The sequence below is a fragment of the Arthrobacter sp. P1_B4 genome (assembly GCF_056406555.1).
Genome location: NZ_JBFTZW010000084.1, coordinates 1 through 12,691 on the forward strand (window position 1 = coordinate 1; position 12,691 = coordinate 12,691).

Annotated in this window: 13 protein-coding genes and 1 tRNA gene; 5 read left to right on the forward strand and 9 right to left on the reverse strand. The window is 68.7% G+C overall.

All coding sequences use genetic code 11. The features are described from left to right. Positions 1 to 2,014, forward strand: a 2,014-nt coding sequence (locus tag AC1D1W_RS17325) for an ArnT family glycosyltransferase (RefSeq protein ID WP_476944336.1), incomplete at its 5' end; no start/stop codon positions are given. 54 nt (positions 2,015 to 2,068) lie between these two features. On the opposite strand, the gene AC1D1W_RS17330 is transcribed toward AC1D1W_RS17325, so the two are convergent. From AC1D1W_RS17330 to AC1D1W_RS17345, 4 genes are all read right to left on the reverse strand, one after another. Beyond that, entirely contained in the window at positions 2,069 to 2,749 is a 681-nt protein-coding gene (locus tag AC1D1W_RS17330; protein ID WP_476870975.1) for an HAD-IA family hydrolase, read from the reverse strand. Positions 2,750 to 2,804: 55 nt separating this feature from the next. Next, positions 2,805 to 3,182, reverse strand: a complete 378-nt coding sequence (locus AC1D1W_RS17335; protein ID WP_476944337.1) for a glyoxalase superfamily protein — start codon at positions 3,180 to 3,182, stop codon at positions 2,805 to 2,807. A 71-nt stretch (positions 3,183 to 3,253) separates the two neighbouring features. Beyond that, positions 3,254 to 3,889, reverse strand: a complete 636-nt coding sequence (gene upp, locus AC1D1W_RS17340) for a uracil phosphoribosyltransferase (RefSeq protein WP_018774274.1) — start codon at positions 3,887 to 3,889, stop codon at positions 3,254 to 3,256. Between the two features lie 12 nt (positions 3,890 to 3,901). Next, on the reverse strand, positions 3,902 to 4,732 hold the full coding sequence (locus AC1D1W_RS17345; protein WP_243182176.1) for a phosphatase PAP2 family protein: 831 nt from the start codon (positions 4,730 to 4,732) through the stop codon (positions 3,902 to 3,904). Positions 4,733 to 4,822: 90 nt separating this feature from the next. Between AC1D1W_RS17345 and AC1D1W_RS17350 the strand changes: the two genes are divergently transcribed. Continuing rightward, positions 4,823 to 5,323 carry a nucleoside deaminase gene (locus tag AC1D1W_RS17350; RefSeq protein ID WP_028277768.1) on the forward strand — a complete coding sequence of 167 codons (501 nt, stop codon included), beginning with the start codon at positions 4,823 to 4,825 and terminating at the stop codon, positions 5,321 to 5,323. Positions 5,324 to 5,333: 10 nt separating this feature from the next. On the opposite strand, the gene AC1D1W_RS17355 is transcribed toward AC1D1W_RS17350, so the two are convergent. From AC1D1W_RS17355 to AC1D1W_RS17370, 4 genes are read right to left on the reverse strand one after another with little or no spacing between them, the layout of a single operon-like run. Then, positions 5,334 to 6,662, reverse strand: a complete 1,329-nt coding sequence (locus AC1D1W_RS17355) for a DNA glycosylase AlkZ-like family protein (protein WP_476944338.1) — start codon at positions 6,660 to 6,662, stop codon at positions 5,334 to 5,336. A 35-nt stretch (positions 6,663 to 6,697) separates the two neighbouring features. Further along, positions 6,698 to 7,954 (reverse strand): glycosyltransferase family 4 protein, encoded by a 1,257-nt coding sequence (locus AC1D1W_RS17360; protein ID WP_476944339.1) that lies wholly within the window; start codon positions 7,952 to 7,954, stop codon positions 6,698 to 6,700. Between the two features lie 9 nt (positions 7,955 to 7,963). Further along, positions 7,964 to 8,362: a 6-pyruvoyl trahydropterin synthase family protein gene (locus tag AC1D1W_RS17365; RefSeq protein WP_459383830.1), complete on the reverse strand. Its 399-nt coding sequence runs from the start codon at positions 8,360 to 8,362 to the stop codon at positions 7,964 to 7,966. Between the two features lie 3 nt (positions 8,363 to 8,365). Further along, complete coding sequence (locus AC1D1W_RS17370; protein WP_476944340.1) at positions 8,366 to 9,427, reverse strand: zinc-dependent alcohol dehydrogenase; 1,062 nt, start codon at positions 9,425 to 9,427, stop codon at positions 8,366 to 8,368. 139 nt (positions 9,428 to 9,566) lie between these two features. On the opposite strand from AC1D1W_RS17370, the gene AC1D1W_RS17375 reads away from it, so the two are divergent. The 3 genes from AC1D1W_RS17375 to AC1D1W_RS17385 all read left to right on the forward strand — a co-directional run bounded on the left by AC1D1W_RS17375 (position 9,567) and on the right by AC1D1W_RS17385 (position 11,966). After that, positions 9,567 to 9,656, forward strand: a tRNA-Ser gene (locus AC1D1W_RS17375). Positions 9,657 to 10,782: 1,126 nt separating this feature from the next. Next, entirely contained in the window at positions 10,783 to 11,034 is a 252-nt protein-coding gene (locus AC1D1W_RS17380) for a hypothetical protein (RefSeq protein WP_476944341.1), read from the forward strand. Between the two features lie 494 nt (positions 11,035 to 11,528). Then, complete coding sequence (locus AC1D1W_RS17385; RefSeq protein ID WP_476944342.1) at positions 11,529 to 11,966, forward strand: hypothetical protein; 438 nt, start codon at positions 11,529 to 11,531, stop codon at positions 11,964 to 11,966. Between the two features lie 86 nt (positions 11,967 to 12,052). Here AC1D1W_RS17385 and AC1D1W_RS17390 read toward each other — a convergent pair. After that, the coding region (locus AC1D1W_RS17390) for a type 1 glutamine amidotransferase domain-containing protein (RefSeq protein ID WP_476944343.1) at positions 12,053 to 12,691 on the reverse strand (639 nt) is incomplete at its 5' end.

Below are 12,691 nucleotides of genomic sequence, written 5' to 3' on the forward strand. Positions count from 1 at the left end.
GCCGCAAGCCCGGGACCGCCGTCGGCGCCTGGAGCCCCCGGCGGACSGCGGCACGCGCGCCGTCTCTGGCGCCCGGGCCCTGCGGCAGCGGCTGGAACTGGCGGGGCTGCTGCTGGCCACGGCCGTGCTGTACCTGTGGAACCTCGGCGCCTCCGGCTGGGCAAACGCGTTCTACTCCGCGGCGGCCCAGGCCGGGTCGCAGGATTGGGCGGCCTGGTTCTTTGGCTCCTCCGACGCCGCCAACGCCATCACCGTGGACAAGCCGCCGGCGTCGCTGTGGTTGATGGGCCTGTCGGTGCGGATCTTCGGGCTGAGCTCCTGGAGCGTCCTGGTGCCGCAGGCGCTCATGGGGGTCGGCACGGTCTGGCTGGTCTATCTGGCCGTCCGCCGGGCCGCGGCCCCCGCCACGGCCGACGCCGGCCTGGCCCACCGCGCGGGGCTCCTCGCCGGTGCGGTCATGGCCCTGACACCGGTGGCCGTCCTGATGTTCCGGTTCAACAACCCCGACGCCCTGCTGGTGTTATTGATGACCGCGGCCGCCTACGCCGTCTTGCGCTCCATCCAGGACGCGCGCGTGCGCTGGCTGCTGTTCGCCGGGGTGCTGCTGGGCTTCGGGTTCCTCACCAAGCAGCTGCAGGTCCTGCTGGTTGTCCCCGGCTTCGCCGTGGCCTACCTGCTCGCGGCGCCGGCAGCGGCGGGCAGGCGCATTCTTCACCTGCTCGGTGCGGGCGCGGCGATGGCCGTCGCCGCCGGCTGGTGGCTGGCCGCCGTCGAACTCATTCCCGCGGCGGACCGCCCGTACATCGGCGGCTCGCAAAACAACTCCATCATGGAACTGACCCTGGGCTACAACGGCCTGGGCCGGCTGAACGGGGATGAAACCGGGAGTGTGGGCGGCAGCAACGGCTGGGGCACGCCCGGGCTGTTCCGGCTCTTCAACACCGAGTTCGGCGGCCAGATCGCCTGGCTGCTGCCCTCGGTGCTGCTGCTCGGAGCGGGGCTGCTCTGGCTGGGCCGCCGCGCGCCGCGCACCGACCCGGTACGGGCCTCGGTGATCATCTGGGGTTCCTGGGTTGCCGCCACCGGGCTGACGTTCAGCTTCATGGCCGGGATCATCCACCCGTACTACATGGTGGCGCTGGCGCCCGGGATCGCCGGGCTCGCCGGGCTCGGCGGCGTCCTGCTCTGGCAGCGGCGGAACCAGCCCGTGGCCGCCGCCGTCCTCGCCGTGGCGATCGTGGCGGCCGGGGCCATGGCCGCCGAACTGCTGGTCCGCACCGCGGCGTACATGCCGTGGCTGCGCTGGGTGACGCTCCTGGGCGCGCTCGCCGCCGCCGGCCTGGTCCTGGCCGCCGCGGCGCCGGGGGTAAAGGGGACGGGGATGATGGCGTCCAGGACGGTGGCGCGGACGACGGCGGCGCTCGCCGTCGCCGCGGCCCTCGCCGGTCCGCTGGCCTACTCGCTGTCCACCGCGGCCACGGCCCACAGCGGCTCGATTGTCAGCGCAGGCCCGGCCGTGTCCGGACGGGGCGGGGCCGGGATACCGCCGGCCCTCGGCGGCGCGGCAGGAGGCGGCTTCGGCGGTGCCACGACGGCGAACGGCACTGGCACAGGCACAGGCGCTGGGACAGGCCGCGGACAAGGGGCGGGCGGAATGGGCGGCCTGCTCGGGGCCAGCACGCCGTCGGCGGCGCTCGTGGCCGCGCTGCAGACAGATGCCGGGACCTACACCTGGGCCGCCGCCGTCGTCGGATCCAACAACGCCGCCAGCTACCAACTGGCGACGCAGCTCCCGGTGATGGCCGTGGGCGGGTTCAACGGCACGGACCCCGCACCGACCCTGGCGCAGTTCCAGCAATACGTGGCCGACGGCAAGATCCACTACTTCATCGCCGGGCGCCTGATGCAGGGCGAAAGCGGATCCAACGATGCCGCCCAGATTGCCGCGTGGGTGCAGGACAACTTCACCGCCCGGACCGTGGGCGGGACCAGCGTGTACCTGCTGGCCGGGTAGGCGGGCGACGCCGTCGGGTCCGGGCCGGGCGGCGGCGGGGCTAGAAGGTGGGGGCTAGAAGGTGAAGGACAGGGTGCGCAGGCCGGCGCCGGTGACGTGGGTGGTCACGGCCACCCCGGAGTAGTCGGGAATGTGCAGCACACCGTCCGGCAGTTCGCCGGCATTGGGCCCCACGGCCACGGTCCGGACGCCGGCGGCGATGCCCGCGGCAATGCCTGCCGGGGCGTCCTCGAACACCACCGCATCGGCCGGGGCGACACCCAGCAGGGAGGCCGCCCGGAGGTATCCCTCAGGGTGAGGCTTGCCCCGCATGACGTCCTCCGATGTGACCGAGACGGCCGGGACGCCGATCCCCGCGGCTGCCATCCGGACCCCGGCCAGGTCCCGTGACGCGCTCGTCACCAGCGCCACGGCATCCGGCGGCAGGCTCGCCAGCAGCTCCGGCGCGCCGGGCACCGGAACAATGCCCCGGGTCTCGGCCAGCTCCATCCGGCCGAGCTCGGCCGCGAGGGCCTGGATGTCGGAGCCGGCCGGGGCAAACCTGCGGACGGTGTCCATGGCCTGGACGCCATGGGAGGAGCGCAGGATCTCGCCGATGTCCAGGCCGTAGCGGGCCGCAAACGTGGTCCACACCTGCTCCACGATGCTGGTGGAATCCACCAGCGTGCCGTCCATATCGAACAGGACGGCGCGGGCAGTCAGGGTGGTGGTGCCGGAACGGGATGGAGAGCTCATGCCTCCATCCTGCCGCATGACCCCGGGTCAGCCGGCCGCGCGGAGCCTACCGGGATCAGCCGTTGGGCCGGTGGGGGATGTACTGCACCGCCCACTTGTTGCCGTCGGGGTCGGCGAAGTGGACAAAGTGCCCCCAGTCCTGGACGTCGACGTCGCTGACGTCCACGCCGTTGTCCTTGAGTTGCTTGTGCGCGGCCTGGATGTCGCTGACCACAAGCTGCAGGCTGGGCGCGGTACCGGGCGGGGCGTCGTTGAGGCCCTCGCCGATCGCAATCGAGCAGCCGGAGCCCGGTGGCGTCAGCTGGACGAACCGGAGGCCCTCCATGGGCCGTTCGTCGTAGTCGGCGTTGAAGCCCACCTTGTTGACGTAGAAATCCTTGGCCCGGTCCACATCGGACACCGGCACAAACACGAGTTCAAGTTTCCAATYCATGCCGCACAGGCTAGCGCGGTCCGCGGCGGCGCGGAAGGGATCCTCCGTGTTGCGCCTCGGCGGCGCCGCTCCTAGCCGGCGATGCCGTACAGGCGGTCTCCGGCGTCGCCCAGGCCGGGCACGATGTAGGACTTCTCGTTGAGCTTCTCGTCGATCGAGGCCAGCACGATCGTCACGTTCGCCTCTGACAACTCTTCCTCCAGCTTGGCCAGACCCTCCGGGGCGGCAAGCAGGCAGATGCAGGTGACGTCGGAGGCGCCGCGCTTGAAGAGGAACTTGATGGCCTCGCGCAGGGTCCCGCCGGTGGCCAGCATGGGATCGAGGACGAAGATCTGCCGGTCCGTGAGGTCCTCGGGGAGGCGCTCGGCGTAGGTGATGATGTCCAGGGTCTCTTCGTCGCGGGCCATGCCCAGGAAGCCGACCTCGGCCGTGGGGACCAGCTTGGTCATGCCCTCGAGCATGCCCAGCCCGGCCCGGAGGATCGGGACCACCAGCGGGGTCGGCTTGGTGAAGGCGGTGCCGACGGTGGTGCTGACGGGCGTCTCGATGGTCACCGGTTCGGTGCGGACATCACGCGTGGCCTCGTACGCCAGGAGGGTGACAAGCTCCTCGGTGAGCTGGCGGAAGACCGGGGACGGGGTGTTCTTGTCCCGCAGAACGGTGAGCTTATGGGCGACCAGCGGGTGGTCCACAACGAGAGTGCGCATGTGTCAAAACTATCACCCGGATGCTGAGGACCGTCCCGCGGTGCCCGGAGTATCGGCGTCCTTCGTATCGGGTTGTGTAGTGCCGTCATGAAGGTGGGCGGGGTGGTCGAAGGTCGGCGCGGCGCCGGCGTGTTCCCGGTGCCGGAGCACGTGGAAGAGCCGGTGGGCCAGGATCACGATCCCCACCCAGGCCAGCCCGATGACCCAGCCGATGATCACGTCGGTCATCCAGTGATGGCCCAGGTAGACCCGGCTGAGGCCCATCGCGACGATGAAGACCACACCCGCGGTGATCAGGCCGATCCTGGCGCTGGTCCGCTTGATCTGCAGGCAGGCCAGGTACACCACGAGTGCGATCACCACCGTGGTGTTCAGCGTGTGGCCGCTCGGGAAGGACGGCGAGTTCTCGTAGGGCGGCACAGCGTCGGCATGGTCCGGGCGGGTTCGGCCGATCAGTTTCTTGCCCAGGGACGTGGCCGTGACCGAGACGGCGGCGGCACCGCCGATCAGGATCAGCGGCCGCCAGGTCCGGGAGGTGTAGATGAGCACTGCCGTGAGGATGCTTGCCAGGATGGGCATCCCGATGCCGCCGCCGATGTTGGTGAACCCGGTGATAAAGGCGTCGAGGCCGGGGTTGCGCAGCTGCTCCATGAACGCCAGCGTCGGTTTGTCCAGGTTCGCGAGGCCGGCGTCGTCCACCACGTTGTCGTAGACTTCTGCGCTCACCAGGGCCAGGATCACCACCACCACGCCGCCGATCAGCATGGTGATCCACAGGGCCGCGTAGGGCACCACCCATTTGCCCCAGCGGTGCGCCAGCCAGTTCTCTGTTCCGGTGGTCACGGCCGTCTCCCGACTACTTGACAACGTTAATTACATGGGCCGCACAGCCGAGCTGCACAGCATGCTTAGGGTCGAAACTATCATTGACCCATGACTGCCCCTGAGCCCCGCCATGCCCAATGGATGAGCCTTGCCCTGGCGGAGGCCCGGAATGCCCTGGCCACCGCGGACGTGCCGATCGGCGCCGTCGTGATCGGACCGGACGGTTCCGTGCTGGGCGCCGGGCGAAACGAACGTGAGGCCCTCGGGGACCCGACGGCCCACGCCGAGATGGTCGCCATCCGGGAGGCCGCCGCGCGGTTGCGGGCGCACCGGGCTCTGGAAGGCAAGGGCGACGACGGCTGGCGGCTGGAGGACTGCACTCTGGTGGTGACGCTGGAACCCTGCGCGATGTGCGCTGGAGCGATCGTCCTCGCCAGGATTCCGCGGGTGGTGTTCGGTGCCTGGGACGAGAAGGCCGGCGCCGCGGGTTCCGTGTTCGACATCCTCCGCGAGCGCCGGCTCAACCACTGGGTGGAAGTGGTTGCAGGCGTCCGTGAGCAGGAGTGCGCAGCGCTGCTGCGGGACTTCTTCGCCGGGCACCGCGCCTGATCCGTTCCGGCTAGCCTGCGCCGCCGGCAGATGACGCGCCGGCCGGTGACGCTGAGGCTACAGCGGAAGCCGCGAGCCCATCGATCCGCTTCTGCCGGGAGGCCGGAGAGTCCAGGCTGAAGGCCCGGAAATCACCGAGGTCCTCGCGGATCCAGGCTTCCACCTCGGCGATCCGCTGCGTCACCGCGGGCGTGGGGCCGTGGAACAGCCAGGGCACGATCCGTTCCCGGGCCGGATCGTATTGCCAGAGTCCGATGATCCGGCCGCGGTCCAGGATCGGGTGGTCCGGGAGATCCGCCTGCAGCGCGAGCGACCCCAGCGCCGGCTTGTGCAGGTCCTCCTCGGCCAGCAGGTCCGCCGCGTTGCGGCGCAGCAGGAACAGGGAATCCGTTCCAGCCAGCAGCTGGATCTGTTCCCCCGCCGGCTCCTCAAAGGCGGCGAGGCCGCCGAGGTCCTCGGGCAGCATCCACAGCGGGTCCCCGCCGGTGACATGTGACCCGGCCATTGCTGTGGACAGGGCGGTGGGCACCTCGACGGCGCCGACGGCGGCGAGCGCCGCCTTGCTTTGCGCCACGGTGAACCCCGTGAACCATTGCGACTGTTTGAAGGTGGCTCCGCCGGTCCAGCCCAGGTAGCGCCGGATCAGCTCGGTGCGCGCATCCTCGTCGTCAAGATCGCTGGGCGGCAGGCCCCAGGGCTGGTAGGCGTAGCGCTGCTGGTCCAGTCGCCCGTTCGCCGGGACCCGGCGGATCCGGCCGTCCGACTGCAGGATCCCCAGGGCGGTAGGCAGGGTGGTGGTGGCGCCCTTTTTCTTGCCTTCCTCCCCCAGGTTCCGCACTGAATCGCCGAGCTCGTCCTTGAGCTGCCGGGGATCCATCGGCCCCTCCGCCTCGGCGAGGGTGTGCAGCACCTGCTCTTCCAGCAGCGTGATTTCGCCGCGGTCCACGCCGAGCCGGCCGACCACCTTGAACGCGGACTCGGCCGCGTCCCGGCCCAGCTGAAGCGCCCAGGCGAAGTCTTCCCGGCCCAGGACGTAGGTGCAGCCGCGGGCGACCGGGAGTTCCAGGATCCGGTGGGCGAGGACGTCGGCGTCCACTTGTTCGCGGCGGATGCCGGCGCGGGCGAAGAGCGTGAGGTAGGGGTTGGCGCCGCCCACGGACCGGGCCCAGCCTGCCCGGGCGAGGACCTGCTCCGCCGTGCAGCCGGCCAGCGAGCCATCCAGGCCCTGCCGGTGCCAGGACCATGCCCGGAGCCGCTCCGCGGTCAGGCTCTGCGGCTCCGGCAGGTTGACGGGCTTTTCTACCGACGGCGATTGCGTGGCGACAGGGTGGGTGCTCATGGGCTCATTCTCCAACAGCTTCTCTGTCAGCGGTATCAAGAAGCCGTATCAACCCGCGCCGGATGGTTTCTGGGCGGCCCAGTTTCACCGGTTATCGCGGTTTCCGTGGGTTCCGCGGTTTCCGTGGGCTCCGTCGGTTCCGTCGGTTCCGTCGACAGGAAGCCCAGAACGGTCCGGGCAGTGGCGTCCCAGCCGGGCAACCGGCCCCGGGCGGCCGCTGCCGCCTCCCGCCAGCGGCCCCTGAGACCGGGGTCGTCCAGCCAGCGGCGGAGCAGGTCCGCCAGCGGGGCGGGGTCCGTTCCGAGCCCGACGGCGGCGCCCGGCAACCCCGGCACCGGTGTGCCGGGTGGACAGTCCGGCGGCAGAAAGGCCGCCGGCTGCCCGGGCAGGGTGCCGGCGGCGAGCGCCTCGACGGCTCCGGTGCCCTCGCGCACCACCACGGGAATCCCCCTGGCCAGGGATTCGGTGACCACCAGGCCGTAGGTTTCGGCCCGGGAAATCAGCAGGCTGAGATCGGCAGCATCCCATTCAGCATCCAGTGCCGGGCCCCGCAGCTCGCCCGGGATGCGGACCCTCCCGGCCAGGCCCAGGCGCTCCACGGAGGTCCGGAGCTGCGCGGCGTAGGCCGGATCGGCGGTGTCAGAGCCGATGAGGGACGCCGTCCAGGGCACATCCGCGAGCCGGGCGAGCCCGTCCAGCAGGAGCGACTGGTCCTTGTTCGGCAGCAGGGCCGCCGCGGCGATCAGGTGCGGCGCGCCGGCCGACCGGCTGCCGGCCGCGAGCGGCGCGGGGGCGGTCCCGGGCAGGGCCACCCGGAGGCCGTCGAGGCCGTGGCGGGCGCGGATGCCCGCCGCGGCCGAACCGCTTGTGCAGATGACGCCGGCAGCCGCCCGCAGGGCCCTGCGTTCGCGCTCCGGGTGGTCCGGCAGGGGCATGTGCAGCAGGATCCAGACCCGGTCCCCCGCCGCAGCGGCCCCTTCCAGCTCCTCGGGCGCACCGCAGGCGAGGAGGCTGTCGACCACCGTCACTGTGCCCCAAGTTGCGGCGCCGGCAGTTGCGGGGCCGCCGCCCCAGGCGTGGCCGCCGTCGGGCCCCGCGTGCAGCAGCGTGGCCAGGCGCCGCCGGTCCCCCGCGCTGCCTCCCGGCCAGTCGCCGTCGAGCGGGCAGGTTTCCACCGCGGCACCGAGGGCCGTCAACTCCCGGGCGAGCGCCGCGTTGTAGACGTTGCCACCGGAGTTGTGCCGGACGTTGCCGGGCACCACAAGACGGATACGAGGGCTGGCCGGCGGCATCTGCGGCGCCTAGCGGGCGTCGAAGTCCAGCGAGTAGCTGGCCCAGGCGTCGGGGGTCTCGCGCAGGGTGACGTCCAGCCCGGCGAGGTCGCGCCCGTCGTTGCCGACGCGGATCTGGGTGGCGACGGCGTCGGCGATGTACCGGGCGAGGGCTTCGGTGGTGCTCAGCTTGCCGGAGAAGTCCGGGTGCTCGTCGAGGTTCTTGTAGTTCAGCTCGTCCAGGATCTCGTCCACCGCGTCCCCTGCCGCGCCGATGTCCAGCACGATCGCGTCGTCATTGAGCTCACGACGGCGGAAGGTCACCTCCGTGACGAAGGTGGCCCCGTGCAGGCCCTGGGCCGGGCCGAAGACCTCGCGCGGAAGGCTGTGGGCGATCATGAAGTTGCGGCGGACGGTCAGACTAAACACGGGCTACCTCGTGGCTTCGGTGGGCTGGTCGGCGGATTTGAACTCTGTGGGCTGGTCGGCGGATGTGAATTCGGTGGGCGGGTATTCAATCACGTGGCAGAGGGCGTCCAGGGTCCCGTCGGCGAGCCGCTGGACGACGCCGGGGAGCTGCGCGAACGGCGAGGAGCCGGTCAGGAAGACGTCAAAGACCGGATCCTGCAGCAGGGACACGGCGAGCGCGAGACGCTCGGCGTTGGTGCGGCGGTGCCGCCGTGCGCGGGCCACCATTCCCACCTGGCTGGCCCGGATGGACAGGCGGCGGGCATGGAAGTCCTCCCCCAGCGGGAGGGAGATTTTCCGGTCGGCGTACCAGGACATTTCGATGATGTCGCCGTCGTCGCCCACCAGCTGCAGGCTTCGTTGCAGGCCTTCCTGGGACGCGGAGCAGTGGATCACGATGTCGCAGTCCGGGAGGGCGTCATCCGGGTGGCTGAAGTCGACGCCGAGGGCGTCCGCGAACGCGCGCTTGGCGGGGTCGACGTCGATCAGCTGCAGCCGCGCGAGCGGAAAGCCGGCCAGGAGCCGGGCCACCATGCCGCCGACCAGTCCGGCCCCAATCACGGCGACGCGGTCGCCCAGGCGGGGCCCGGCCTCCCAAAGGCCGTTGATCGCGGTTTCCACGGTGCCGGTGAGCACCGCGCGGCGGGCCGGGACGCCGTCGGGGATCACGGTGAGGGACTCGACCGGGACGATGAAGCGGTCCTGGTGCGGATAGAGGCAGAAGACGGTCCTACCGGTCCAGCCCTCCGGTCCGTCCTCGACCACGCCCACGGTGAGGTAGCCGAACTTCACCGGGTAGGGGAAATCCCCCTCCTGGTTGGGGGCGGCCATCGCGTTGGCGACGCACTCCGGGACGCTGGCGTGATGGACCACCAGCTCGGTGCCCTTGCTGATGCCCGAATACAGGGTCCGGACCAGTGCCTCACCGGGGCCGGGGGCGGGCAGGTCCTCGCTGCGGAGCTCGCCTTGTTCCGGGCCGACGGTCCAATAGGCGGTGGCCGTGGCGTGCTGTTCAGAAGTAGTCATTGTGCTTACGAATCTAGTGCCCGGGCTGTTCGCGGGGAAGGGTTCCGGGTTCCGGCGAGTCGGCGGGCAGGGCGTTGCGAGGGTGCCGTTGGAGCCCGTTTTGTGGATGGGCGCCTTGCTCCGGTACCCTAGTCAGGTTGGTGACGTGTCCGAGCGGCCGAAGGTGCAACACTCGAAATGTTGTTTGGTGTAAAAGCCAACGTGGGTTCAAATCCCACCGTCACCGCCACGGAAAACCCCCGGGAAACCGGGGGTTTTCTACATTTCTCGGGGCCTTCGTGGTGCATTTTTGGTGCAAATTTCGAGGAATCGTGGCCGCAACGAGATGCCAACGCACGCACTTGGGGTGCGACGACTGCCCCGGCGGCGGCGCCAAAATCCCTCACCTCAGAGATGGAAGCTCCATCTGCGCCAGTCGCTTCACGGCTTCGGGCGTAGGCCGGCCCCGCGTCGCGTCCAGGGCGACCCTCAACTGCGCGGCCAGAATGTTACGGCGCACATGTAGAGCCAATTCTCTCCGAGCCTCCGGATCCCTCCGGAGCTTCCCGTCCGGCGTTCTCAACGTGCCGAAGGGGGACGGCAGCTTTGGGGGCCTTAGCTGTGCAAGTCGTACTACCGCCTCCGGCGTCTGACGTCCCTGGACGTCGTCCAGGGTAATCCGAAGCTGGGCCGCCCGGATTCCCCTCCGTATACGCAGAATGGTTTCCATCCTGGACGCTCGGGCGTCCGGACCCACATCAGATATTGCCTCGCCCCTCTCAGCGCGCTGCATTCATCATCTCCGAGAGGTCCACGACAGCCAAGGGCTTCGCGGCTATGAGGCGGACCGTGTACCTATTCTGGGCTGACGGAGGCCAACGGCCGCTGTAGGCGAGCGCATGGGGCTCGAACCCAGATTGTCAGCCCTGGGTTTTTAGGGGTGACAACTTCAGGTATTCCGAGTTCTACCAAGTTCTAGGTGGTTCTACGGTTTTTCCTAGAACCACCTAGAACTTGGTAGATCTTTCCAGATCAGTCCTCCGTCCGGCTCGAGAGGAGAAGCATCTCAGAACGTGTTCTGAGTCCGGTCGACCGGTAGCTTCAACGCCGGGCCGCCCCGACATCAACGCCCACAACCTAACGGTCATTATGTTGTGGATTGACTGCGCACTCTCGGGCGAAGAAGCGGCCAGCAGCCTGGCGGGTCTTTGCACGACGATCCGCCGGTATGGGAACCTGCGCCGACAGGGTTTTGCCGGCGGGTGCCGCGGGAGGATGGGCCCAGATCCCGCGAGCCTAACGTCGCCTTATACTCCCGGACTAGGTCCGAAGCGCCCCCCTTGTGCAATGGCGGAACGCCATGCAAGAGTGCGCCCATGAATGAATCCGCTGCTAAGGTCGCGCGCAAACTCAGCACAATTCCAGTTCGTGTGTCTCGCCAAATGATCGCCACCGAGTATCAGGTTCGCGTGGCCGAGGTCCTCAACCTTTTTGACATAGAAGCAGTGGGTGACGAAACGGGTGTGCATTACGGGGGCGAGGGCATTGCGCTGGAAGATCAGCCTCTACTCGCGGCCATTCGCGTACTCATTGGAAGGCGGTTCGGCGTCCCGGACGATCTACAGTAGCCCGACAGGAGGTGTCCTTCGGATCTAATGTCGCGTTCCCTGGTCTTGGTCCGGACGCAGGGGTGGCATCGGTCATTCCAGCCGTCACACCGGTCCTGAATCAAACTGCCATTTTCACCTGGCCGGAGCTGTAGGGGTTCCACCAGGTTCACCCCCCCACTTATACGGAGTTATATGGCGTTATAGGGTATTCCCTAGAACCCCATAGAACTCCTTATGAATGGAAATATTGGTGCGGCGAACCGGCCGAGGTGCTCCACTCACCGCTGGCCACGCACATCCGCTATCGCCGCGCCAGTTAGGTCCGTAGGCGCTGCCGGCCACCGCTCGGCAGGACGGTCATTCACCCGGCTCGGGGCGGTAGGTGGCGAAGGCGAGACGGTCGGTGGACCAGCCCAGCGCGGTGGCGGGGTGGACTACAGGTCTCACAACCAGAGAGGTACGCCGTGGGGAGCGGGACGAGAATGAGCAGAGGCCGCAAAATATGGCTCGGTGTGCTGGCAGTAACGGTTGCCTTTGTCACCGCACTCTTCCTCTGGTCATCGTGGAAGAGCGATCAGATCGTCGCTGAGCTCAAGACGATTGCCGACCGCCTCCAACCAGAGCCGGGATGGGAACCCTTGAGAACACAGAATCCGGTGGGCAGTGCGCTGTGCATCCCGCTCGATGGACCTTGCTCCCAGTACGCATACCGTTGGGACACTCACCGGAAGTACCTGGAGGGTGACCTGGAGCGGTACGTTCAGCAGGTGGGTTTGACGCCCCAGGAGTACAAGCCATGCGTACGGGAACAGAAGATCAATGCCGGCGGACTGGACTGCCGGGGTGTTGGAGTCATTGACGGCTGGAACGTACGCATCACGATCAGTGACTACGGTCGGGACGACGACACCAACATTGTGCAGGTCGTGGTCAACAAGTACGGCTACTGATCCTTGTTTTGTGTTCGCGGTTGCCGCATACCGGAGGCGGCCACCCCGTTGCCGGGGTGGCCGCCAGTTTCAGTGCGATCTTGGTGTTAGTGCTCCGCTTCTGCGGCAGCCTTCTTGGCGTCTTTCTCGGCGTCCTTTTCGGCGCGCAGTGCCTCCGCGTCGTGCTGTTCCTCGGCCTTTTCCTGATGGATGACCGCTGCGAAGAGCTTCTCCATCTCCTTGGCCACGCCGGCGGCCGAGGCCGGGTTCTGGCCGGTCACCAGCCGGTCGTCAACCACGACCTTCTCCTCAAAGACGTCAGCGGAGACGTGGGTGGCGCCCTGTTCCTCAAGCCGGTCGGCCAAGAAGAACGGGATGACCTTGTCTTTCCCTGCGGCAATCTCCTCGTCGTTGGTGAAGGCGGCCACCTTCCGGCCCTCGACGAGGCGAAGTCCGTTCTTCAATTCCACGTTCAGCAGGCCGGCCGGTCCGTGGCAGACCGCGCCGACCAAGCCGCCGGCGTTATAGACGCTGGCCACCAGATTCTGCAAGCCTTCGCTGTCCGGGAAGTCCCACATCGTGCCGTGGCCGCCCACGAGGTAGACGGCGTCGTACTGGTCGGGGTCAACGACGTCGACGCGGGCAGTGTTGTAGAGGCCGGCGCGCGTGGTCTCGTCCTCCGTGAAGGCGACCTGGATGGGATCTTCTGAGTCCACCTCGTCGCGCGGGGGCTGGCCGCCCTGGAT

Excerpts from the sequence above, each read along its gene's own strand:
- AC1D1W_RS17330 (WP_476870975.1), bottom strand. The coding sequence starts at position 2,749 with ATGAGCTCTCCATCCCGTTCCGGCACCACCACCCTGACTGCCCGCGCC.
- upp (WP_018774274.1), bottom strand. The coding sequence starts at position 3,889 with ATGCGCACTCTCGTTGTGGACCACCCGCTGGTCGCCCATAAGCTCACC.
- AC1D1W_RS17350 (WP_028277768.1), top strand. The coding sequence starts at position 4,823 with ATGACTGCCCCTGAGCCCCGCCATGCCCAATGGATGAGCCTTGCCCTG.
- AC1D1W_RS17355 (WP_476944338.1), bottom strand. The coding sequence starts at position 6,662 with ATGAGCACCCACCCTGTCGCCACGCAATCGCCGTCGGTAGAAAAGCCC.
- AC1D1W_RS17360 (WP_476944339.1), bottom strand. The coding sequence starts at position 7,954 with ATGCCGCCGGCCAGCCCTCGTATCCGTCTTGTGGTGCCCGGCAACGTC.
- AC1D1W_RS17370 (WP_476944340.1), bottom strand. The coding sequence starts at position 9,427 with ATGACTACTTCTGAACAGCACGCCACGGCCACCGCCTATTGGACCGTC.
- AC1D1W_RS17380 (WP_476944341.1), top strand. The coding sequence starts at position 10,783 with ATGAATGAATCCGCTGCTAAGGTCGCGCGCAAACTCAGCACAATTCCA.